The organism is Flavobacterium sp. 120 (genome assembly GCF_003633605.1).
Lineage (GTDB): Bacteria > Bacteroidota > Bacteroidia > Flavobacteriales > Flavobacteriaceae > Flavobacterium > Flavobacterium algoritolerans.
On the sequence record NZ_RBKZ01000001.1, the window covers coordinates 2,382,185 to 2,405,117 of the forward strand.

21 protein-coding genes are annotated in these 22,933 nt (G+C 32.2%); 16 read left to right on the forward strand and 5 right to left on the reverse strand.

What is annotated here, in order from left to right; all coding sequences use genetic code 11:
• Positions 1–130: 130 nt before the first annotated feature.
• Complete coding sequence (ychF, locus tag C8C87_RS10175) at positions 131–1,225, reverse strand: redox-regulated ATPase YchF (RefSeq protein ID WP_099714782.1); 1,095 nt, start codon at positions 1,223–1,225, stop codon at positions 131–133.
• 302 nt (positions 1,226–1,527) lie between these two features.
• Between ychF and C8C87_RS10180 the strand changes: the two genes are divergently transcribed.
• Together C8C87_RS10180 and C8C87_RS10190 are read left to right on the forward strand one after the other, a co-directional pair.
• Entirely contained in the window at positions 1,528–4,176 is a 2,649-nt protein-coding gene (locus C8C87_RS10180) for a TonB-dependent receptor (RefSeq protein ID WP_121343345.1), read from the forward strand.
• Between the two features lie 436 nt (positions 4,177–4,612).
• Complete coding sequence (locus tag C8C87_RS10190) at positions 4,613–5,149, forward strand: hypothetical protein (RefSeq protein ID WP_099714780.1); 537 nt, start codon at positions 4,613–4,615, stop codon at positions 5,147–5,149.
• An 83-nt stretch (positions 5,150–5,232) separates the two neighbouring features.
• Here the strand turns inward: C8C87_RS10190 and C8C87_RS10195 are convergent, their stop codons facing one another.
• The gene (locus C8C87_RS10195; RefSeq protein WP_121342528.1) at positions 5,233–5,583 is read right to left on the reverse strand and encodes a 4Fe-4S dicluster domain-containing protein; all 351 of its coding nucleotides are present in this window, start codon (positions 5,581–5,583) and stop codon (positions 5,233–5,235) included.
• 135 nt (positions 5,584–5,718) lie between these two features.
• Between C8C87_RS10195 and C8C87_RS10200 the strand changes: the two genes are divergently transcribed.
• The 6 genes from C8C87_RS10200 (at position 5,719) to C8C87_RS10225 (ending at position 10,597) form a co-directional block, all read left to right on the forward strand.
• Complete coding sequence (locus C8C87_RS10200) at positions 5,719–6,777, forward strand: acyl-CoA reductase (RefSeq protein ID WP_121342529.1); 1,059 nt, start codon at positions 5,719–5,721, stop codon at positions 6,775–6,777.
• 93 nt (positions 6,778–6,870) lie between these two features.
• On the forward strand, positions 6,871–7,941 hold the full coding sequence (gene serC, locus C8C87_RS10205) for a 3-phosphoserine/phosphohydroxythreonine transaminase (protein WP_121342530.1): 1,071 nt from the start codon (positions 6,871–6,873) through the stop codon (positions 7,939–7,941).
• A 161-nt stretch (positions 7,942–8,102) separates the two neighbouring features.
• Entirely contained in the window at positions 8,103–9,053 is a 951-nt protein-coding gene (locus C8C87_RS10210) for a D-2-hydroxyacid dehydrogenase (RefSeq protein ID WP_099714777.1), read from the forward strand.
• 96 nt (positions 9,054–9,149) lie between these two features.
• On the forward strand, positions 9,150–9,713 hold the full coding sequence (locus C8C87_RS10215; RefSeq protein ID WP_121342531.1) for a DUF937 domain-containing protein: 564 nt from the start codon (positions 9,150–9,152) through the stop codon (positions 9,711–9,713).
• 114 nt (positions 9,714–9,827) lie between these two features.
• Positions 9,828–10,262 (forward strand): DUF6146 family protein, encoded by a 435-nt coding sequence (locus C8C87_RS10220; protein ID WP_099714775.1) that lies wholly within the window; start codon positions 9,828–9,830, stop codon positions 10,260–10,262.
• Between the two features lie 32 nt (positions 10,263–10,294).
• Positions 10,295–10,597 carry a DUF6787 family protein gene (locus tag C8C87_RS10225; RefSeq protein WP_099714774.1) on the forward strand — a complete coding sequence of 101 codons (303 nt, stop codon included), beginning with the start codon at positions 10,295–10,297 and terminating at the stop codon, positions 10,595–10,597.
• A gap of 13 nt (positions 10,598–10,610) precedes the next feature.
• Here C8C87_RS10225 and C8C87_RS10230 read toward each other — a convergent pair whose 3' ends face one another.
• Entirely contained in the window at positions 10,611–10,910 is a 300-nt protein-coding gene (locus C8C87_RS10230; protein WP_121342532.1) for a hypothetical protein, read from the reverse strand.
• Between the two features lie 42 nt (positions 10,911–10,952).
• Positions 10,953–11,501 carry a peptide-methionine (S)-S-oxide reductase MsrA gene (msrA, locus tag C8C87_RS10235; RefSeq protein WP_099716293.1) on the reverse strand — a complete coding sequence of 183 codons (549 nt, stop codon included), beginning with the start codon at positions 11,499–11,501 and terminating at the stop codon, positions 10,953–10,955.
• A gap of 245 nt (positions 11,502–11,746) precedes the next feature.
• Between msrA and C8C87_RS10240 the strand changes: the two genes are divergently transcribed.
• From C8C87_RS10240 to C8C87_RS10275, 8 genes are all read left to right on the forward strand, one after another.
• Positions 11,747–12,409 (forward strand): ABC transporter ATP-binding protein, encoded by a 663-nt coding sequence (locus C8C87_RS10240; RefSeq protein ID WP_099714772.1) that lies wholly within the window; start codon positions 11,747–11,749, stop codon positions 12,407–12,409.
• Positions 12,410–12,469: 60 nt separating this feature from the next.
• Complete coding sequence (locus tag C8C87_RS10245; protein ID WP_121342533.1) at positions 12,470–13,234, forward strand: TIGR02757 family protein; 765 nt, start codon at positions 12,470–12,472, stop codon at positions 13,232–13,234.
• Positions 13,235–13,585: 351 nt separating this feature from the next.
• Positions 13,586–13,954 carry a response regulator transcription factor gene (locus C8C87_RS10250; RefSeq protein ID WP_121342534.1) on the forward strand — a complete coding sequence of 123 codons (369 nt, stop codon included), beginning with the start codon at positions 13,586–13,588 and terminating at the stop codon, positions 13,952–13,954.
• A 28-nt stretch (positions 13,955–13,982) separates the two neighbouring features.
• Positions 13,983–15,059: a hypothetical protein gene (locus tag C8C87_RS10255; protein WP_121342535.1), complete on the forward strand. Its 1,077-nt coding sequence runs from the start codon at positions 13,983–13,985 to the stop codon at positions 15,057–15,059.
• A gap of 12 nt (positions 15,060–15,071) precedes the next feature.
• On the forward strand, positions 15,072–16,502 hold the full coding sequence (locus C8C87_RS10260; RefSeq protein ID WP_121342536.1) for a glycosyltransferase family 2 protein: 1,431 nt from the start codon (positions 15,072–15,074) through the stop codon (positions 16,500–16,502).
• Positions 16,503–16,527: 25 nt separating this feature from the next.
• Positions 16,528–18,978 (forward strand): LTA synthase family protein, encoded by a 2,451-nt coding sequence (locus C8C87_RS10265; protein WP_121342537.1) that lies wholly within the window; start codon positions 16,528–16,530, stop codon positions 18,976–18,978.
• On the forward strand, positions 18,978–20,243 hold the full coding sequence (locus C8C87_RS10270) for a YaiO family outer membrane beta-barrel protein (protein WP_121342538.1): 1,266 nt from the start codon (positions 18,978–18,980) through the stop codon (positions 20,241–20,243). The genes C8C87_RS10265 and C8C87_RS10270 overlap by 1 nt, the downstream gene beginning before the upstream one ends.
• 91 nt (positions 20,244–20,334) lie before the next feature.
• The gene (locus tag C8C87_RS10275) at positions 20,335–21,687 is read left to right on the forward strand and encodes a DEAD/DEAH box helicase (RefSeq protein ID WP_099714766.1); all 1,353 of its coding nucleotides are present in this window, start codon (positions 20,335–20,337) and stop codon (positions 21,685–21,687) included.
• A gap of 64 nt (positions 21,688–21,751) precedes the next feature.
• Here C8C87_RS10275 and C8C87_RS10280 read toward each other — a convergent pair whose 3' ends face one another.
• The gene (locus tag C8C87_RS10280) at positions 21,752–22,864 is read right to left on the reverse strand and encodes a lactonase family protein (RefSeq protein WP_121342539.1); all 1,113 of its coding nucleotides are present in this window, start codon (positions 22,862–22,864) and stop codon (positions 21,752–21,754) included.
• Between the last annotated feature and the right edge of the window lie 69 nt (positions 22,865–22,933).

Below are 22,933 nucleotides of genomic sequence, written 5' to 3' on the forward strand. Positions count from 1 at the left end.
TTACCCCAGATTACAACGGAAAGCATTTTTCAGATCAATCTTAAAGTGTAAAGCTGGATTAGGTGCATAAAAAAAGTCGAAAGCTATTACTAACTTTCGACTTTATGATTTTTGATTTTATAACTTTTTTTTAGACGTTGAATCTAAAATGCATCACATCACCATCTTTAACAATGTATTCTTTTCCTTCTACTTTGAATTTTCCGGCTTCTTTACATTTTGCTTCTGAACCATATTGAACAAAATCTTCGTAAGCAATAACTTCGGCACGGATAAATCCTTTTTCGAAATCAGTGTGAATCACTCCTGCAGCTTGTGGCGCAGTTGCTCCAATATTAATAGTCCAAGCACGAACTTCTTTGACACCTGCGGTAAAATAAGTTTGTTGTTTCAATAATTTGTAAGCAGCACGAATCAATACAGACGCACCCGGCTCACTTAAACCCATATCTTCTAAGAAAACCTGACGTTCTTCGTAGCTTTCCAATTCGGTGATATCAGCTTCAGCACCTACAGAAAGCACGATAACCTCAGCATCTTCGTCTTTTACCAATTCACGAACTTGGTCTACATATTTATTCCCGTTAACTGCCGAATTTTCATCAACATTACAAACGTACAATACTGGTTTTGCAGTAATCAATTGAAAACCTTCCATCAAAACTTCTTCGTCATTGTTTTGTGGCGTAATAGTTCTCGCTGATTTTGCTTGAAGTAAAGTCTCTCTAATTCTGTTCAACAATGCTTCTTCGACAATTGCTTCTTTATTTCCAGTTTTAGCGGCACGTTTTACTTTTTCCAATCGTTTTTCAACATTTTCTAAATCCTTCAACTGCAACTCTATGTCGATTGTTTCTTTGTCACGAATTGGATTTACATTCCCGTCAACGTGAACAATATTATCGTTGTCAAAACAACGTAAAACATGAATAATAGCATTACACTCTCTAATGTTTCCCAGAAATTGATTTCCTAAACCTTCCCCTTTACTGGCTCCTTTTACTAATCCTGCAATATCAACGATATCAACAGTTGCCATTTGCACACGCTCTGGCTTTACTAATTCTTCCAGTTTTTCTATTCTGGAATCTGGAACATTCACAACACCTATATTAGGTTCGATAGTACAAAAAGGAAAATTCGCACTTTGTGCTTTTGCATTAGATAAACAATTGAATAATGTTGATTTTCCAACATTTGGTAATCCTACAATCCCTGCTTTCATATGTAGATAATATTTATTTTTAATGGAATATTGTATCGCAATCCTATTTGTTTAAAAAAACAGAACGATTGAGACATTATGATCATTTTCTTTACCAATAACCGTTGCCAGTTAAAAGTTTAGCATTTACTTTAAAAGTTTGCAAATATAAGATTTTATAAATGTTTAAGTAAGTAAAAATTGCAGTTTAAACAGGTCTCATATGTTTTTTATAAAAAATTAAACGATATGCTAATCTTTTGTTAAAAAAAAATTATATTGCAAACGATTTTAAACCAAACAAAAACCAAACACAACTTATTATGAAAAAATTTGCATTATTATTATTTCTATTAAACGTCTCGTTTCTTTTCGCGCAAAAAGAAGTCTCGGGTGTCGTTAAAGACAATACCGGCAACCCTTTGCCAGGTGTAAACATTGTTGAGAAAGGGACTCAGAATGGGGTTTCTACCGATATGGATGGCGCATACAAGATAAAAGTTAAAGAAGGAGCTACACTAGTTTTCAGCTATGTAGGGTTTTCTAAATTAGAAAAAGCCGCTACAGATGCAGTTATAAATGTTATTTTATCAGAAGAAGGTGGACAAAATCTAAACGAAGTTGTTGTTACTGGAACCAGAACGGCGCCAAGAAGTAACACGACATCTGCACTTCCAATAGATGTATTGTCTTCAAAAGACTTAACATCAACAGGACAAGCTTCTTTTGACAAAGCGTTACAGTACAAAATTCCATCTTTCAACACGGTTCAAACACCTGTGAATGATGCGACTTCATTATTGGATCCATATGAAATCAGAAACATGGGACCTAGTAGAACTTTAATCCTTATCAACGGGAAACGTAAAAATTTAAGTTCATTATTATATGTACAAACCTCTCCGGGACGTGGAGAAACAGGTGCTGATATCTCAGCTATTCCTACTGATGCTATCGAAAGAGTAGAAATACTTCGTGATGGTGCATCTGCTCAATACGGTTCTGATGCGATTGCAGGAGTTATGAACATCATTTTGAAAAAGAATACAAACGGTGGATCTGTAACTGTAAGAAGTGGAATGACTTCTGAAGGTGATGGTGAAATGTTAGGAGTTAGTATGAATAATGGTTCTACTGTAGGAGATAAAGGATTTGTAAATTATACAGTTGATTTTTCTAAAGTAAATTTATCTAACAGACCTGGAACTGTAGACGCTGCTGGTGATGCAGGAGATTTTGGAGCTTCACTTTCTGATGTTCAAGCTTTCCTAGCTAAAAAACCAGACGCAGGAAATATCAATGGATCTCCAGAAACTGCAGCTGCTAAATTCTTGGTAAACGGTGGATTTAGTTTATCTGATGAAACATTATTATACTACAATGCTGCTTATGTTTACAAAAAAGTAAACTCATATGCTAACTACAGAACTCCATACTGGAGAACTTTAGCTGATTATCCTTTCCTAAAAGACTTTTTTGGTGATGGAACTCCTGCTTCTTATTTAGGTTATGTACCTACATTTACTGGAGATTTAAATGATTACAACGCTACATTGGGATATAAATCAACAAAAAATGATTGGAATACTGACGCCAGTATTACTGTAGGTGGGAATACACAAACTTATTCAGTGGACAACTCTTTTAACAGATCTGATATTCAAGATGCTGATGGAAATAATGTTTATTTAGAAAATAGCCAAATTTCATTTAAACCAGGAGGTACTTCTTTCAACCATGTTGTAGGGAATTTAGATATCTCTAAAGTATTATCAGATAAAATCAGTATTGGTTTTGGATCTGAAATCAGAACAGAAACTTTTGAAGTAACCGAAGGAGACAAAGGTTCTTGGGATGGAATTGGAGCTGATTCATTCGCTGGTAACAGACCTGAAAATTCAGGAAAATGGAACCGTTATAATATTGGTGCTTATTTTGACCTTGCTTATGATGTAACGGAAGATTTCTTGATAAATGGTACAGTTCGTTATGAAGATTATAGCGATTTTGGTGGTGCTACAGTTTGGAAATTGAGTTCTAGATATAAATTTTTAGATGACAAAGTTACCTTAAGAGGATCTATTTCTACAGGATTCAGAGCTCCAACATTACACCAAATTTACACTCAAAAATCACAATATTCATTCGTTCCTGGAGAAGGAATTCAAGTTAGTGGAATTATAAATAACGTTTCTCCACAAGCTCGTCAATTAGAAATTGATCCTTTAGATGCTGAGAAGTCAACAAATATAACTCTTGGAATTGGAGCAAAACCCTCTAAAAACTTTAATTTCACAGTAGATTACTACAACATTAAAGTGGAAGACAGAATCGTTTTAGGAGATATTACACCAACTGTTTTTGGAGATGTTGCTTGGTTTGAAAACTCATTTGACACTAGAACATCTGGTTTAGATGTGGTTGCTAATTATAACAACATTCAATTAGGAACAGGAAAATTAGGATTCAATTTATCTGGAAATATTACTTTTCAAAATGAAAGAATCTCTCCAGTAAAAAAGAACAATTTCAGTTCAACACTAGAAGCATTAATGTTTACTTCAAGACCAGAAACAAAATGGATTTTAGGAGCAAACTACGAAGTTGGAAAATTTGGATTTTCTCTTAACAACACTTACTTTGGAAAATCTACATTTAAACAAGCAGGTTTAGATTCTAATTTAAGAACTGAATTTACTCCTAAAATTGTTACTGATTTAGGAATTACTTTCTCTGCTACTGAAAAATTAACTTTGGCATTGAATGTAAATAACTTGTTGAATGTTCTTCCTGAATGGAATTTCAAAGCAGAAAATGCAGCTGGAACAGCTATTTTAAATGACCCTGCTCAAGTAAAAAATCAATCTAATTTGATTACTTTCAACCAACGTTATTCTCAAATGACGTATGATGGATATCACTTTAGCCAATTAGGAACTATGTTTAATTTATCTTTAAACTATAAATTCTAATTTAGTATTGAATAATTTAAAAAGGGCTATCTTTCGATAGCCCTTTTTTTATTTCGTTTATTCTCCCTGAACTTAGTTATTATCACGCATCGCAATTGTAAAACAAATTCATCATAAAATTTTATACTGGATTGCACCACGCAATATTACACCTTGAAAAGGTTGAAAAAGAAATAATTGCAGATGATTTTTCTACAGTTCTCATTTTTACCTTAAAACGAAATACAATTGTTTTATATTTAAATGACTTTGGAATCATTACAATTGACCGAAAAACCTATAGATATGACACATTTATAATTCTTGCAAGACAAGAATAAAACATACTTATTATGCCCCTTTATGTAAATTATATAATCTTTTATGATAATTACGTAACAAGTACTGAACCAGATGATTGTAAATTTGCTTTGTATTAATCACAAAATTAAATATTATGAAGACTCTAATTTTTGGAATGGTTGCTTTTCTATTTTCAATAAATATTCAAGCTCAGAATAACAATGTTAAATCCGAAGTTAAAACGACTGTAACTACTGTAAAAAGTTCTGATGGTCAAAAAAAATCAATAAAAACTCAAGAAGTAAAAGAAATTCAAAAAATTGAATTAAAAGACGCTGAATCTAATGCTTTAAACAAAGAAAGAAAGGAAACACCGGTTGAAGTAACGGCTATTACTAGCATTACCGCAAATGGAGTTACAAATATTGTTGATGTAGATAGATCTGCATATTATGATTTGAACGGACAAAAATATGAAGTCAAACTAGCTGAAAGTGGATATACGATATACCAACCTAATGCTGAAAAAGCCGCTGTTTTGAGAAAAACATCAAACAACAACTATATCTATAGTTCAAAAAACAAAACTTCTTATGGTTACTTTGATGCCAATGGGAATTTAGTTTTAGAATCCTATGATGACAAAACAGACAAAATAACGGTAGAAACTTTTGTAATTATCAAAAAATAATCTGTTTCAAAATACCTCAAAAAAAATCCTGTTTGCCGAGGCAAACAGGATTTTTTTGTTATAAAAATATAAAAATTTTATCTTTATTCGTTATGTAAAAACGCTTGTCTGTTCAATAACGTTTCTTCACTTTCTACATGATTATCATCCGGAATACAACAGTCTACAGGACATACAGCAGCACATTGTGGTTCATCGTGAAAACCTTTACATTCTGTACATTTTCCTGGTACAATGTAGTACACTTCGTCAGAAATAGGAGTTTGAGCTTCATCAGAATCAATTTCGGTACCGTCCTGCAAAATTACTTTCCCTTTAAGTTTTGTTCCGTCTTTATATCTCCAGTCATCTGCTCCTTCGTATATTGCTGTATTTGGGCACTCTGGTTCACAAGCACCACAGTTGATACATTCGTCTGTTATAATAATTGCCATTTTTCTATAGTTTTAAAGTCTTAATATCGAATGTCAAACGCCAAAATTCTTTTGACATTAGGACTTTTGACTTTCGACATTTTTATGCTTATTTTTGTGCAAAATTACAATCAAAACTATTCATAAGCAAACATTATGACATTAGAAACAAAAAAAAGTGTTTTTGTTGAATTAGGAAAATTCTTAAGTCAATTTTCCGAAGATAATAGCTCTAAGAATCCGACTGTTTTGCACAACGATGTGTTTTTTGATGATTTTATCGAATTAATAAAATTATCTCAATCACATAATGGATGGTATACAACGGAACAAGTCTATTTTTCTATCCAATCTTGGGCTGAAGCATTGACTGCCGAAAACTTAAATCAATGGCTTTCTGCTTATGATTTTCAAATAAAAGAACCTAAAAACATCGCCTTAATTCTAGCCGGAAATATTCCGTTGGTCGGTTTTCATGATTTCCTGTCGGTTTTAATTACGGGAAATAATGTATTGGTAAAAACTTCCTCAAATGACCAACATTTGTTACCTTTTTTGGCGAAGTACATCATTGCAATTGATTCTGAATTAGCCAACAACATCACTTTTGTAGTAGGAAAATTAGAAAACTTTGATGCCGTAATAGCAACCGGAAGTAACAATACGGCCCGTTATTTTGAATATTATTTCAAAGACAAACCTTCTATTATTAGAAAAAGCAGAAACTCAATAGCTGTTTTAACTGGCAAAGAGACCAAAGAGCAGCTAACCGCTTTAGGGGAAGATATATTTCGATATTTTGGATTGGGCTGTCGCAATGTTTCTAAACTTTTCGTCCCAAAAGGATACGTATTTGACGCATTTTTTGAAGCCATATTTGAATACCAAGATGTGATACATTATGAAAAATACGCTAACAATTACGATTACAACAAGGCCGTTTTCCTAATGAGTAATTTTAAATTATTAGACAATGGATTTTTGACAATAAAAGAAGATCAAAGCCATGCCTCGCCTATTTCTAGTGTGTTTTATGAGTTTTATGAGGATATCAATGAGCTGAAAACGAGATTACAATCAGAAAATGAGCAAATTCAGTGCATCGTAAGTAACAATCTTATAGAAGGCAGTATTGATTTTGGACAAACCCAAAAACCTAAATTGTGGAATTACGCAGATAACATTGATACAATTTCATTTTTGTTAACAACATAGTGGAAATATGTTTAATTATTTCGAATTATTTAACGCCTTTTAAATTCCTATTGCCGAAATTTGCACTTTAAATTTTTGGACATAAACTACACCATGAAAAAACACAACTACAGCGCAGGACCTTGTATTTTACCACAAGAAGTTTTTGAAAAATCAGCACAAGCTATATTAAATTTTAACGATTCTGGGTTATCACTTTTAGAAATTTCGCATAGAAGCAAAGACTTCGTTGCCGTAATGGATGAAGCAAGAGCAATTGTTATTGAACTTTTAGGCCTTGAAGGCAAAGGATATCAAGCATTATTTCTTGCTGGCGGAGCTAGTTTAGAATTTTTGATGGTACCTTATAACTTAATGAAAGAAGGCGGAAAAGCAGCTTATCTTGATACAGGAACATGGGCTTCGGGCGCAATAAAAGAAGCTAAACTTTTTGGAGACACAGTTGTTGTCGCTTCATCAAAAGAACAAAATTACAATCATATTCCAAAAGGATATACCGTACCTGCAGATGCAGATTATTTCCATTGTACGAGTAACAACACCATTTTTGGTACACAAATGAAGGAATTCCCATCAATTGATATGCCAATTGTATGTGATATGAGTTCTGATATCTTTTCAAGAGAATTAGATTTTTCTAAATTTGATTTGATTTATGCAGGAGCTCAAAAAAATATGGGACCTGCAGGAACTACTTTGGTTGTTGTAAAAGAAGAAATTCTTGCTAAAAACAATCGAATTATCCCAAGCATGCTTGATTACACTAAACATATCAAAGCAGAAAGTATGTATAATACTCCTCCTGTTTTTCCAGTTTATGCTTCGTTATTGACATTACAATGGTTGAAAAACCTTGGTGGAATTGCTGCTATAGAAAAAATAAACAATGCCAAAGCGGCATTACTTTATGCAGAAATAGACAGAAACCCATTATTCAAAGGGGCTGCAGCTGTTGAAGACCGTTCAAACATGAATGCTACTTTCTTATTAAATGATGAAGCACATGCGGCAACATTTGATACAATGTGGAAAGCAGCTGGAATATCTGGTTTACCTGGACATCGTTCAGTAGGTGGTTACAGAGCTTCTATGTACAACGCACTTCCATTAGAAAGTGTTCAAGTATTAGTTGATGTAATGAAAGCATTAGAGTCAAAAGTTTAACCGTTAATTTGGTTATTTGTTTAATCGAAATAACCAAAAAACAAGAAAATATTATTGTGTTGTTTTAATTATTTAAACCAACAATCAAATTAATTAATAATTCAGTTATTTTTTATCCAAAATACGATTAAACAAATAACCGAATAAACAAATAAATACAAATGAAAGTATTAGCCAACGATGGAATTTCAAAAAGTGGAATTCTAGCTTTAGAAAAAGGTGGATTTGAAGTTATAACTACAAAAGTAGCTCAAGAACAAGTAGCTAATTTTGTAAACGAAAATAATGTAAGTGTAGTTTTGGTAAGAAGTGCGACTAAAGTTCGTAAAGACATCATCGACGCTTGCCCAGGATTAAAAATTATAGGTCGTGGTGGTGTAGGAATGGATAATATTGATGTGGATTATGCTAAAAGCAAAGGAATTCATGTAATCAATACTCCAGCTTCGTCATCAGAATCAGTAGCAGAATTAGTTTTTGCACACTTATTTTCTGGTGTTCGTTTTTTACACGATTCTAACAGAAATATGCCTCTTGAAGGAGATACAAACTTTGAAGGTTTGAAGAAAGCCTATGCAAACGGAGTTGAATTAAGAGGAAAAACGCTTGGTGTTGTAGGAATTGGCCGTATTGGCCAGGCTACCGCTAAAATGGCACTGGGTTTAGGAATGAAAGTAATTGCTGCGGATATGTTTATCCCACAAGTTGATATTAAAGTAGCGTTTTTTGACGGACAATCTATCACAACAACTATCGTTTCTCAATCATTGGAATCTTTATTCAAAGAAGCTGATTTCATCACATTACACGTTCCTGCTCAAGATGGTTACATCATTGGAGAGAAAGAATTGGCAATCATGAAAAACGGTGTAGGTATTGTAAACTGTGCTCGTGGTGGTGTTATTGACGAAGTGGCATTAGTAAAAGCATTAGACAGCGGAAAAGTATTATTTGCAGGATTAGATGTTTTTGAAAACGAACCAACTCCTGAAATGGCTATTTTGATGAATCATAAAATCTCGTTGACTCCACATATTGGAGCAGCAACAGGAGAAGCTCAAGATAGAATTGGTACTGAATTAGCTTCACAAATTATTAGCATATTAGGCTAGTATTTTTGACTAAATAAATAAAAAGGGATTTATTAACTTTGTTTAATAAGTCCCTTTTTTCATTAAATTTGATTTCTAATTTAAAAAATACTTTCCATGTTTGAACAATTAACACAATTAGCACAACAGTTTGGAGTAGAATCAGTTGTTAAAAACCAAGCGATTCCAAACGAGCAAAATGAAGCAGTTATGACCGAGGCAAGTAGTTCTATTTTTTCTGGGTTACAAAAAATAGTTTCAGAAGGCGGAGCAGATCAACTTGCAGGTTTATTTCAAGGAAACAATACTCAAGACAGTTCAAATCCTGTAGTACAAAAACTCACCGAACAACTTACAGGAAGCTTAGGTGAAAAATTTGGTATAAACAGTGAAACTGCCTCTGGTGTTGCAGGAAGTTTAATTCCTCAAATTTTAGGTTCTTTAGTAAATAAAGCAAAAGACCCTAATGATAGTAGTTTTCAAATTTCGGATGTGATAGCGGCGATTTCTGGTAATAGTGCCCAGAATTCAGGCATAATGGATGCTATATCTAAATATGGAGGTCAATTTGGTTTAGACCAAAATGCAGATGGAAAAGTAGATATAAGTGATGCCATGTCAGCCGTAACAAAAAAAGGTGGTGGAATAGGAAGCATACTCGGCAAACTTTTTGGAAAATAATAAAAATAAAAATATTTATAAAAAATTATCTACTCGTTGTAGGTGATTTTTTTATGTTAAAACGCTACAAACAAATCATTTAATTTTGTAAATTTAATATTCAATTTTCTGATTATGAAAAATAGTGTTTATCTATTAGCAATTATTCTAGTTTCTATTTTTAGTTGTAACACTTCAAAGTCTAATTTTCCAAGTACTGAAAAGCCTATTGCAACTCAAGGTGATACTGTGCGAATTGCCAATGACGAGCTCGAATATGAAGTAATTATCATTGATCCCGGTTTTAGTACATGGCTTAACTCCAGAGCGTTTCCAAGAGGATATCATTCGCAAAGCTATTTAGAGAATAAAAATCAATTTTATGTCAGCGAGTGGAATAGTCGTGTTATGCAACCTATGCGATACAATCCGAATTTATATGAGATGTCCATCAATTATGATCCAAATATTGATTATGGTTACGAAGTAAATTATCTGATTTACAATTACATGATTTATTTTCAAAATACCTACAAACAAAAACTTTTTGGTTTAGTCCCCATCAGATAATGTTACTATATTTGTAATCATTATAAATAAAAATGAATAAACTAAAACAACGTTGGGGAATTGAAACTAATTTCCAACTCATAATCATATTTATCGTTTTTGCAATTACCGGATCGGCTTCTGCATGGTTGTCAAAACCATTTTGTTTTTGGCTGGGAATTACAAAAGAAGACTTAGGATATTGGTTTACACCAGTGCGATTAATTTTAATCTTCCCTATATACCAAGTGCTTTTAGTCCTAATTGGATTTCTTTTTGGGCAGTTCAATTTCTTTTGGGCTTTCGAAAAAAAGATGCTGAAACGCATGGGATTGGGATTTCTTTTTAAAGAATAAAAAAACGCCTCAGTTACGAGGCGTTTTTGTTTTTAATCCAATACTTATAAATCCAAGTCAATGTAAACGTTGGTATAAAATCTGAAAACGGTAAAATTTCTTCCAGAAAAGTAACCACTCCTCCTACTCGTCCTATGGTTCCTTTATACATCCAAGTCATTAGAAACCCAGCCAATGGCGCCCAAATTACATCTGAGAATTCTCCAACTAACGGAACCGTAAACGATATCAATCCTATTGCATCAAACAGAATTCCTAATAGAAGATTCCTTGTTTTATTGTTTTCTGCGCTAACGGGCACTTGTTCTGTCATACTATTTCAATTTATGAGAAAGTTGTACAAATCCAATGCCAATTATTTTTTGAGCTTGTCTTGATACATTTTTTTCAGCTTCTCAATTTTTGGAGTTATCACATAACTACAATATCCTTGTGTCTTATTTTGATTGTAATAGTTTTGATGATAATCTTCGGCTTCATAAAATTTAGAAGCTGCGGAAATCTTTGTCACAATTGGTTTGCCAAATGTATTCTCACTGGTCATCAAAGCAATATAATCTTCCGAAACTTGTTTTTGAGTAGGATTATGGTAAAAAATCTCACTGCGATATTGCGTTCCAACATCATTTCCCTGACGATTTAACGTGGTTGGGTCGTGTGTAGCAAAAAATATTTCCAATAATTCTCCAAAACTTATTTGGCTTGGATCAAAAGTAATTTCAATAGCTTCCGCATGGCCCGTATCTCCATTACAAATATCCTTGTAGGTTGGATTCACCGTATTGCCACCAATATATCCTGAAACAACTTTTTTTACTCCATTTAATTCTAAAAAAACTGCTTCTGTACACCAAAAACAACCTCCTGCGAAGGTTGCAACTTCCAATCCGTTTTGTATTTCCATATTTTTTATTTCTTTACTTTTTGGCACATTAATTCTATTTTCTTTTGCACAAAATGAAAAAGGCAATAGTGCCAGAAAAATACCAATTATTTTTTTCATCATTACCGATTTAGAATCAAATTTATTCATTAAAACGAACTGATTATTCGATATTAACTAAAGTTTATATTTTGTCAAAGCAAAATATATTGGGATGCATTTAATAATCATTAAAATCTTTGTTTCTTTGTGAAAATAGTTTCAAAATGATACAAGCCAAAAATCTACATAAATATTACGATCAACTACATGTGTTGAAAGGAGTCGATTTACATATTCAAAAAGGAGAAATTGTCTCTATCGTAGGGGCTTCGGGAGCCGGGAAAACGACTCTTTTGCAAATCCTTGGAACTTTAGACAAGCCTACAGTCGAAAATGGAATTGAATTACGCATCAACAATGAAGACATTCTGACTATGAATGACAAAACCTTATCTAAATTCAGAAATTTAAATTTAGGTTTTATTTTTCAATTTCATCAATTACTACCTGAATTTACGGCTTTAGAAAATGTTTGCATTCCCGCTTTCATTGCTAACAAATCAAAATCGGAAACGGAGATTGAAGCAAAAAAACTGCTGACTTATCTTGGACTCTCCCATCGAATGAATCACAAACCCAATGAGCTTTCTGGCGGAGAACAACAACGTGTAGCGGTTGCAAGAGCCTTAATCAACAAGCCTGCAATCATTTTTGCAGATGAACCTTCGGGAAATCTTGATACAGCTTCGGCTGAAAACCTGCATCAATTATTTTTTAAATTGCGTGATGAGTTTGGACAAACCTTTGTCATTGTGACCCATAATGAAGATTTAGCGAATATGGCCGATAGAAAATTAGTAATGATAGATGGATTGATTAGTAACTAAAAAATTTCAGGTTTAAAGTTCATTCGACACTAAGAGCCGCATTAAACTTTAATATAGAAAATGAATTCTTCAGAACTCAAATCGTTTCTTGACGAAAAAGTGGTACAGTACAACACACTCGACTTTATCGAAAGTGATCCTGTTCAAATTCCACATTTGTTTTCACAAAAAGAAGATATCGAAATTGCCGGTTTTCTAAGTGCTACAATAGCTTGGGGAAATCGCAAAATGATTATAAAAAATTCCCATAAAATGATGGATTTAATGGGAAATGCACCTTATGATTTTGTTATGTCACATTCCGAAAATGATTTGGAACGACTAGAAAATTTTGTGCATCGCACTTTTAACGGTCAGGATTTTGCAAGTTTTATCAGAAGTCTAAAAAACATCTATGAAAACCATGATGGATTAGAATCCGTATATGCTAAAAACCAAGAGTTAAAAACCATGCAAAATAGTATCTCGGAATTCAAAAAGACATTCTTCGAAATTCCCCATCAATCTAGAACCCAAAAACACATTTCAGACCCTCTGAACAATTCTGCAGCCAAGCGAATAAACATGTATTTACGCTGGATGGTACGCCAGGACACTAAAGGTGTCGATTTAGGAATATGGAAAAGCATCTCTCCTGCTTCATTATCCTGTCCATTGGATGTACATTCCGGTAATGTAGCTCGAAAACTAGGATTACTTACCAGAAAACAAAATGATGGAAAAGCTTTAGCAGAATTAGATTTAAAACTTCGTGAATTTGACGCAAATGATCCAGTGAAATATGATTTCGCTTTATTTGGATTAGGTGTTTTCGAAAAATTTTAAATTTATTTCAAAATTTCTCAAATCGGAAAATCGATTATTCCAATTTCCAAAAAAGTAAAAAATTTGATTAAAAAAATGACTTTAATTTTTATGAAACATTCTTTTTATAAAAAATTAAAGCTAAAATTTCGTTTAATTTTATCAAAAAAAGGTATTATTTAACTTACTTTTTAACACTTTATCTGTTTTTTTTGCACTTTATCGACTGTTTTAGAAACAAATTACATTATATTTGATTACTAAAAATACTAATAAATTAAAGTTAAAGCCGATAAGTAACGATACTATAAACCAATTATTTTTTAGCATTTTAAATCTGAATTATTAATATAATTCAAATCAATAAGACAAATGAGGAACAAAAAAAAAATAGTTCTAGCCGAAGATAATTCAGTCCTTTCGTTGCTACTAAAATTTAGATTAGAAAAAGAAGGATATGAACTTCTTATAGCTGTAGACGGAAAACAAGCAATCTCATTAATTGAAGAACACAAACCAGAATTAATTTTAACAGACATTATGATGCCTTTTGTTAGCGGACTGGAAGTAATCAGTCACGTAAGAAACAAACAGAACTTACAAACTCCAATTATCGTTTTTTCTTCAGCTGGACAAGAAGAAATAGTACTTAAAGCATTTGATTTAGGAGCTACTGATTTTATGAGTAAACCATTAAGTCCGCATGAATTAGTAATTCGGGTTAAAAGATTACTGATTTGATATTTGAACTAAATTAAAGTATTTAGAGATGAACGAAAGCGTATACATATTAGAAAATCTTAAACGATCCTCGCCGATAATCCAATTGGCATGGGGTTTAAGCAGTATTTTTTTCGTAATCATCACAATGCTGATCATGTACCTTAAATACTTAAGAAACCATTTAAGAGAGAATGAAAAGATAGAAGCAAAATACCAAGAAGAATATGAAACTTATCTGATAACCTATTTATATTCCGGAAATGATGATAATACTGTTAGTTTAGAACAACGAGCAATTATTGACGAATTGATTACATGCATCATTGATCCATTCAAGAGAAAAATTGTTATTTCAACATTATTGAAGTTACGAAATGAAATATCTGGAGAAATAGCGGAATCTATTGATAAACTTTATATTGAATTAGGGCTTTTGAGTTATTCTTTGGCCAAGCTGAGAAATAAAAAATGGGACATTATTGCTATCGGTATAAGAGAACTTACTCAGTTTAAAGTAAAAGGAGTTCATAAAGTAGTAATGAATAACATTAACCATCCCAAAAAAGAAGTTCGTAAGGAAATGCAATTATACTTGATTCATTTATTTTCTTTTAAGGGACTAGCTTTTTTGAATGTTTTAGAGACTCCGCTATCTGAGTGGGATCAGATTCAGTTACTAGAAGTACTCCAAGTAACTGATGATACTGAAATTGCTGATATTAGACCATGGTTGAAATCTTCAAATGATTCTGTGGTTATTTTTTCTTTAAAACTAGCTAGAGTTTACAATCAATTTGAAGCAAAAGAAGAACTTATTGAATTACTAAATCATAAAAGTGAAACCGTAAGAGTGAATACAATTTCTGTATTGAGTCATTTAAATATTATTGAAGCTAAAAATATTTTGAAAACTAATTTTGACGAAAGTACTAATGAAGAGCAAATCGCTTTTCTTAAAATGATGGAAAATGTATACGAAAGTAACGACAAAGCATTTTTATTGGAACATATGCAACATCCTAATTTTGAAATTAAGTTATTAGTAATGGAAATTTTGAAAAATATCAATTTTGAAGAGTACCCATTTTTTGAAAACGAAATCGAAAAAACATTAATAGCTTAAAACCAAACAATTATGAACACAAGTAGTGTAGAAATTATAATGTCAATAATTCATTATTTTTTTCTTGTTTTTACTTTAATTGCGGTTTCCTCTTACATCATATTAGGAGTTATTTCTACTATCGAGACAATTGGATATGTAAAGAAAAATAGCTTTGTAAATTACAAGGAAATATTATCTTCGACTTTTTCTCCTTCAATTTCAATTATCGCTCCTGCCTACAATGAAAGTCTAAACATTGTAGAAAACGTACGCTCCCTGTTATCAAGTCATTATGTAAATTATGATGTCATCATTGTAAATGATGGCAGCAAGGATGATAGTTTAAGTAAACTTATTGAAGCTTACGACTTAATTCAAATAGATCATCATATCAATGAACAAATTAAAACTAAGCCACTAAGAAAAGGTATTTATAAGTCTACAAATCCCGCATTTGATAAATTAACTATAATTGACAAAGAAAACGGAGGAAAAGCTGATGCCTTAAATATGGGATTGAATATAAGTAAAAACAAATACGTTGCTTGTATTGATGTGGACTGTTTGTTATTAGAAGATGCGCTTCAAAAAATGATTAAGCCATTTCTAGAAACAACTGATGCCAAAGTAATTGCTGCCGGTGGAGTAATAAGAATTGCCAATTCATGTATTGTTAAAGACGGTAAATTACTTGATGTAAACTTTCCTAAAACTTGGCTAGAACAAGGACAAATTCTAGAATACTTAAGAGCTTTTTTATTAGGAAGAATGGCTTGGAGCAGGTTAAATGGTTTGTTAGTTATTTCTGGTGCTTTTGGTTTATTTGACAAAAAAATAGCCATTACAGTTGGTGGTTATGACACAAATACCGTAGGAGAAGACATGGAGATTATTGTACGAATGAGACGGTATATGGAAGATGAGAAACAGAAATATAAAGTTGCTTATATCCCTGACCCATTATGCTGGACAGAAGCTCCAGATAATTATAAAACATTTATTTCCCAAAGAAACAGATGGACTCGTGGAACTATCGAAACACTTAAAAAACATAACAAGATAGGGTTTAATCCAAAATATAATTCCTTGGGACTTATCAGTTATCCGTATTGGTTCTTTTTCGAAAGAATGGCTCCAATTATAGAAGTAGCCGGTATCATTTATTTTGGAATTCTTACAGTTCTTAATGAAGTACGATGGGATTATACATTTACATTTGTTATTTTAGCGTACTTATTTTCGGTACTTTTTTCTATAGTAGCAATTGTTTCAGAAGAACTTACCTACCATCAATACAAAAAGAAGTCTATAGGATTTAAATTAGTAATGATCGCTTTCCTGGAACCTTTTGTAAATCATCCTTATATTTTATATTCAGCAATTAAAGGAAATATAGACTACTATTTTTACAAAAAAATAGAATGGGGAGATATGACACGAAAAGGAATGACAAAAGCATAAATATTTAAGGCATAATTTTAAAAAAATGAAGATTAAAAAATTTAAAAACATTTTAAACAATAGTTATTTTAATAATAATTATGTCTACATCTATTTAACTTTTTCATTAATTGTTACATTTTGGCTATTAAGTTTATTTGAAGTGTACGCAACGGGAGCAAATTATTCCGAAAATCAGAATATAGGAACAACTTTAGTTTATAAATTACTGAATGATTTTTGGTCAGGAATAGGCATTGGATTATTATTTATTCCTTTTTATTTTGCATTACTTTATATAAAAAAGCCACTTGAAGTCGTATTAATTAAAGTGTTATTTGCTTTGGTTATCATTATTCAATTTGCTCTGGTAAAATACAGCCTTACTACACACATAAATCTGGGAGCAGATCTATTGGGATATTCCATAGACGATATGTACACCACAGTTACTGCATCTGAATCGTTGTCTCTTCTCTATTTTTTACCTTTTATAATAATGCCATTATTATATTTGGGAATCAACTATCTGTTGAATAAGTATACAAATGGGCGACAAATTTTTGCGACTTCATTCATTTTCGTAATTATTTTGGGTAGTTTAAAGCTTGTAGTGCCAGATTCATCCGCTACAGTTTTTCAAAACAAACTTAATTTCCTGGCTACAGATATCATTAAGTTTCAAAATGAAAAAAGCGCGCTGGATGTTTCTAATTTATTTTATAAAAAAGAGTTTCCTTTGATAAAACCATTTAAAGAAACAGAAGATGTACTGGCTCCATTTTTTAATATTCAAAGTGAGAAACCCAATATTGTAATCATTATGGCAGAAGGTTTAGGAAGTGATTTCATAGGGAAAAATGCCTACAGAGGTTTTACGCCATACCTAGACTCCTTAACCTCAAAATCACTCTATTGGGAAAACTTCGTCAGTAATACCGGGAGAACCTTTGGTGTAGCATCATCATTATTAGGATCGTTACCTTATGGCGAAAAAGGCTTTATGGAATTAGGCCAACTTCCTTCACACATTTCGCTAATAAGCGTACTAAAAGCAAATGATTACACAACGTCTTATTATAGTGGTGACGATTCAAGTTTTGACAGAAAAATAAATTTTCTGGAATACAATGATATCGACCATATAACTGATATAAATAAATTTGGTTCCGGTTATGTAAAAACTAAAGAGAATTCAGGTGGTTTTTCTTGGGGATATCCCGATGCTGAAATATTCAAGAAAACATTATCTGAACTAGATGGCAAAAAAATGCCCCGATTAGATGTTATTATGACGCTTTCTAATCACGAACCTTTTGATTTCCCATCAAAGGATGTTTATTTGAAAAAAGTTGACGATATAGTCAATACAAATAAGACTTTGGTAGTTAAAAAAGGAGAGATTGAAACTTACAAAGATATTTTTGCTGCTCTTCTTTATACAGATACGTCCATTAAAAACTTCATGGAGGCTTACGCCAAAAGACCCGAATACAACAACACTATTTTCATCATTACAGGTGATCACCGATTGATTCCTATCCCTCAAAAAGATGAATTATGTCGTTTTCATGTACCTTTATTTATCTATAGCCCGATGTTGAAAAAAGCGGAGAAATTTAAATCTGTTTCGTCTCATTGGGATGTAACTCCAAGTTTACTTTCTTTTTTAATGAATAATTACAAATTCAATAAGCTTGAAAAAACAGCTTGGATGGGCCAGGGATTAGATACTGCAAAAGAATTTAGAAATATTCACCAGATCCCTTTAATGAGATACAAAGGAAGTATCAATGATTACATTTATAAAGATTATTTGTATTCTGGTGGAGAATTATATAAAATAAATGAAAACTTTGGAACTTATAAAGTTCATGAAGAAAAAATATCTAAAATCATAGCGGACTCCTTATTGAGTTTTAAAAAACTAAATGCTTATTTAACCAAGAAAAACAAAATTTTCCCTGCCTCTTTAAATATTTACGCACAACCGACAGTTCAATTTTCAAAGGCTGAATTAGCTACAATTAAAGAGTTAACAAAGGGATTGAATTTTGACCAGACTTTTATTCTTGCTAGAGATTTTGCATTTAAAAAAGATTATAAAAAGGCAAAATTACTCTGTAATTACATTTTAAATGAACTTCCTAATTATTCAGAGGTACGAACTTTAAAAGGAAGAATGCTTGCTTGGGAAGGAAAATTTCCAGTTGCTGAATCTGAATTGTTAAGTGCTATTAAAAGAACTCCTTTTGAGAACGATAGTTATTTGGCATTAATGGATGTCTATTGGTGGTCTGACCAAAATAAAAAAGCAATTGAAATCGCAAATAAAGCAGTCAGTAATGGAATTAAAAATCCAGAAATCAGCTTTAAATTGGCAGAAACCTACAAACGAATGAACAACACTAAAGATGCTAATAGTATTATAAATGATCTTCTGAAAAAATATCCAGGAAATACTAACTATTTAATTTTTAAAAAATCCTTACGATAATGACTCCAAAAATAGGTATTAAGCTCACTTTTGTAATAGCATTTCTATTTTCTTTTCCAATGTTTGGACAAGAACAAAAATACAATGGTGACCCTGACAGTTCTTTTGAAAGAGCCCGTGAATTGGCTTTTAACAAACAGCGAAAACAAGCGCAGGACACCTTGCTGTCTATTTTGACTAAATATCCTAATTATCACGAAATTCGTTCCTTTTTAGCGACAACTTATTCATGGGATGGTGAATACAAAAAAGCCAGAAAAGAATTTGCTACTATTTTTGAGAAAGACACCAAGAATAAAAGCATTTGGGAAGCGGCAATAAAAAATGAATTATGGGGAGATATGCCCTATCCTGCATTAGAAATGACAACTGAGGCTTTGAAAAATTTCCCTAATGATCCTGAAATATTATATTTAAAAGCGACTGCACAAGAAAAAACAAATAATCAACTAGAAGCATTAAATACTATTGAATTAATATTAACTCAAAACCCTAACGACCAAAAAGCAAAAGATTATAAAATCAGTTTAAATAATGCTTTAAGCCAAAATGCAATAGGAATAACTTCATCCGTAGATATTTATTCAGATGTTTTTGATCCAATGCAATATTATGCATTGACGTACAGACGACAAACTAAATATGGAAGTATTATAGGACGAGTAAATTTCAACCGAAGATTTAATGAAAATGGATTGCAATATGAAGTTGATTTATATCCTAAAATTGCAAAAGGTCTTTATGCTTATGTAAATATTGGTCTCTCAAAATCTTTTCTTTTTCCAGATGTAAGATACGGTTTGGAATTATACAAATCTTTACCTAAAAGTTTTGAAGTTTCCATAGGTTTGCGAAGTTTAAAATACAGTACAACTACAAACATATATACCGGTTCTTTGGGTTGGTACACCGGAAATAGTTATCTGTCTTTTCGTCCTTATATAACTCCTGGAGAAACTGGAACCAGTAAATCAGGAACTTTTACGTATCGAAAATACCGAAGTGATGCAGATAATTATTTAGGAGTATCCCTTAGTGTTGGCTTTTCTCCCGAAATCAATCAATTCAACATCAATGAAGATGCGGCAAAATTTGTTGACTTAAAATCCCAAAGAATCAATCTTGGATATTATTTTACTTCCACAAATAAGCAAAATGCTTGGGGAACCCAATTTGGAGTTTCACACCAAGAAATAATATTTGACCAAGGAAATTACTTTTGGATTTATTCCGTTGCTTTATCATGGGAGTTAAAATTCAAGTAAAATAGCACAAAAAACACTACTCATTTCTTGAATGTAGTTGATTTTATAGTTTTACTTTCAAAAAGACTATCTTTGCACAAAATTTAAGCAAATGAGTACTTTCGAACAATTCAATCTCCCTAAATCTGTACAAAAAGCAATAGATGATTTAGGATTTACTTCTCCAACTCCCATCCAGGAAAAAACTTTTTCTGTGATTATGTCTGGAAGAGATATGATGGGAATTGCACAAACCGGTACCGGTAAAACATTTGCATACCTATTGCCTTTATTAAAATTATATAAATTTACTCCGGGACATACTCCTAAAATAGTAATTCTGGTTCCTACACGTGAACTTGTAGTACAAGTAGTGGAAGAAGTAGAAAAATTGACAAAATACATGTCCGTTCGAACTATTGGAATTTTTGGTGGTGTAAATATTAATACCCAAAAAACAACCGTTTATCAAGGTTGCGACATACTAGTGGGAACTCCAGGAAGAATCATGGATTTAACGCTGGACAATGTGATTCGTTTTGAAGAAATGCAAAAATTGGTAATCGATGAGTTTGATGAAATGCTTAATTTAGGTTTCCGAACCCAATTGACCGCTATTTTGGCCATGATGCCTAAAAAACGTCAAAACATCCTATTTTCAGCAACTATGACAGATGACGTAGATGCTATTTTGAATGACTATTTTGATTATCCGGAAGAAGTTACGCTTTCTGCATCAGGAACTCCATTGGAGAACATCAAACAAATTACTTATAATGTTCCCAATTTCAATACTAAAGTAAATCTATTAAAACACTTATTAGAATCTAACGAAGACATGAGCCGTGTTTTGGTTTTTGTCAATAATAAGAAGATTTCGGATATGTTACACGAACGAATCGAAGAAGATTTTGATGGTCAGTTTGGTGTAATTCACTCCAATAAATCACAAAATTATCGTTTGAGTACGATGGCTTCCTTTCAAGAAGGAAATCTTCGTGGTTTGATTACTACGGATATTATGGCAAGAGGTTTAGATATTTCAAATATTACCCACGTTGTCAATTTTGAAATGCCAGAAATGCCGGAATTGTACATGCACAGAATTGGTAGAACCGGCCGTGCAGATGCAACAGGAACAGCTATAAGTCTTATCGCTCCTCGTGAAGAAGAATTCAAAGTGGAAGTTGAAGTCCTTATGAATATGGAATTAGCAATCGAGCCTTTCCCGGAAACAGTTGAAGTTTCTGCAAAATTAATCGAACCTGAGAAAGACAGACAACCGATTAAGTTTTTGATGAAAAAACAAAAACTGGCAGGAGATGGTGCTTTTCAAGAAAAAAGTAAAAAGAACAAGAAAGTCAACCTGGGCGGACCTGGTGTAACCAAGAAAAAAACGCATGGTTCTGTCAACAGGAATATGCTGAAAACCCGAGACAAAAAGAGAAAAGACAAGAATAAATAATAACTAAAAAAGGCTAAAAAATGATACTCATTTTTAGCCTTTTTTTTGTAATCATAATTTCATTTTAATTCTTTGTAAAAACCAAGCAAACTGGAGAACATAAAGCAATTTTTTTGCCAGTATCTTTAAGTGCTCCCGTAGTTTTATTCCTTTTAAAAATCACCACATCATTAGTATATTGATGTGCTACCAAAAGAAAATTCCCGCTTGGATCAATGGCAAAATTTCTAGGTCCTTTTCCTAAAGTACTGGTTTGCCCTTGTAATTGTAATTTTCCGTTTTTTAGAATTTTAAAAATTGTAATCGTGTTTGCTTCACCGCGATTAGAAGCATATAAAAACTTCCCGTCAGGCGAAATATGAATATCAGCAGAACTAAATGTTCCTTTGAAGCCTTTTGCTAAAATGGAGGTTTCATCAATCTTTTTCAATATTCCGTTTGAATAACTAAATACCGTTAATGCTCCGTCAAGTTCCTGTAATAAGTAAACAAATTTACCGTCTTTGCTAAAGGTTAAATGTCTTGGTCCACTTCCAGATTTCACTGAAACACTATCTTTTAATTCTAATACAGTATTTGCAGCATTAGGATTATAGGCATACGAATATACTTTGTCATTCCCTAAATCGTTAGACAAAACAAACTTTTTATCCGGAGAAAAATGAACCATATGCACATGCGGACCTTCTTGTCTTTGCGCGTTGATTCCTTTACCATAATGTTGCACAACTTGTTTTGCTTCTGCAAGACTTCCGTCGTTGTTTTTTCCAAAAACGGAAATATTCCCACCAGAATAATTGGCAATTATCACATTTTTATCGTCATTGATGATGTAACAAGGATCAGCACCTTTTGAACTTTGCTTGTTGATTAAGTCTAATTTTCCGCTTGATGGATTGTAACTAAAAGAACTTACCGTACTTTCAGCACCAAACTCATTTACGGCATAAATAAAGTTATTCTCTTTTGAAACCGTCAAATAACTCGGATTTATAACTTTTTCAGTTGCATTTTTAAAACTGAAATCACCTGTCTTTGAATTAAAATCATATACATAAATTCCTTTGCTATCACAGCTTTGAGTGTAGGTTCCAATCAGTAAATTGAATTTATTTTTTTGTGCCTGCACACTTGTAAAAATGAAAATGAATAGAATAACAGCAAACGGTTTTTTCATGTTTTTAAATTTTATTGAAAAGCTAAAATACACATTATATTCATAATGAATGTCAATTGTTTATTCCTT

Bases quoted from the DNA above. Each gene is read 5' to 3' on its own strand.
- ychF (WP_099714782.1), bottom strand. From the start codon at position 1,225: ATGAAAGCAGGGATTGTAGGATTACCAAATGTTGGAAAATCAACATTA.
- C8C87_RS10180 (WP_121343345.1), top strand. From the start codon at position 1,528: ATGAAAAAATTTGCATTATTATTATTTCTATTAAACGTCTCGTTTCTT.
- C8C87_RS10190 (WP_099714780.1), top strand. From the start codon at position 4,613: ATGAAGACTCTAATTTTTGGAATGGTTGCTTTTCTATTTTCAATAAAT.
- C8C87_RS10195 (WP_121342528.1), bottom strand. From the start codon at position 5,583: ATGGCAATTATTATAACAGACGAATGTATCAACTGTGGTGCTTGTGAA.
- C8C87_RS10200 (WP_121342529.1), top strand. From the start codon at position 5,719: ATGACATTAGAAACAAAAAAAAGTGTTTTTGTTGAATTAGGAAAATTC.
- serC (WP_121342530.1), top strand. From the start codon at position 6,871: ATGAAAAAACACAACTACAGCGCAGGACCTTGTATTTTACCACAAGAA.
- C8C87_RS10210 (WP_099714777.1), top strand. From the start codon at position 8,103: ATGAAAGTATTAGCCAACGATGGAATTTCAAAAAGTGGAATTCTAGCT.
- C8C87_RS10215 (WP_121342531.1), top strand. From the start codon at position 9,150: ATGTTTGAACAATTAACACAATTAGCACAACAGTTTGGAGTAGAATCA.
- C8C87_RS10220 (WP_099714775.1), top strand. From the start codon at position 9,828: ATGAAAAATAGTGTTTATCTATTAGCAATTATTCTAGTTTCTATTTTT.
- C8C87_RS10225 (WP_099714774.1), top strand. From the start codon at position 10,295: ATGAATAAACTAAAACAACGTTGGGGAATTGAAACTAATTTCCAACTC.
- C8C87_RS10230 (WP_121342532.1), bottom strand. From the start codon at position 10,910: ATGACAGAACAAGTGCCCGTTAGCGCAGAAAACAATAAAACAAGGAAT.
- msrA (WP_099716293.1), bottom strand. From the start codon at position 11,501: ATGGAAATACAAAACGGATTGGAAGTTGCAACCTTCGCAGGAGGTTGT.
- C8C87_RS10240 (WP_099714772.1), top strand. From the start codon at position 11,747: ATGATACAAGCCAAAAATCTACATAAATATTACGATCAACTACATGTG.
- C8C87_RS10245 (WP_121342533.1), top strand. From the start codon at position 12,470: ATGAATTCTTCAGAACTCAAATCGTTTCTTGACGAAAAAGTGGTACAG.
- C8C87_RS10250 (WP_121342534.1), top strand. From the start codon at position 13,586: ATGAGGAACAAAAAAAAAATAGTTCTAGCCGAAGATAATTCAGTCCTT.
- C8C87_RS10255 (WP_121342535.1), top strand. From the start codon at position 13,983: ATGAACGAAAGCGTATACATATTAGAAAATCTTAAACGATCCTCGCCG.
- C8C87_RS10260 (WP_121342536.1), top strand. From the start codon at position 15,072: ATGAACACAAGTAGTGTAGAAATTATAATGTCAATAATTCATTATTTT.
- C8C87_RS10265 (WP_121342537.1), top strand. From the start codon at position 16,528: ATGAAGATTAAAAAATTTAAAAACATTTTAAACAATAGTTATTTTAAT.
- C8C87_RS10270 (WP_121342538.1), top strand. From the start codon at position 18,978: ATGACTCCAAAAATAGGTATTAAGCTCACTTTTGTAATAGCATTTCTA.
- C8C87_RS10275 (WP_099714766.1), top strand. From the start codon at position 20,335: ATGAGTACTTTCGAACAATTCAATCTCCCTAAATCTGTACAAAAAGCA.
- C8C87_RS10280 (WP_121342539.1), bottom strand. From the start codon at position 22,864: ATGAAAAAACCGTTTGCTGTTATTCTATTCATTTTCATTTTTACAAGT.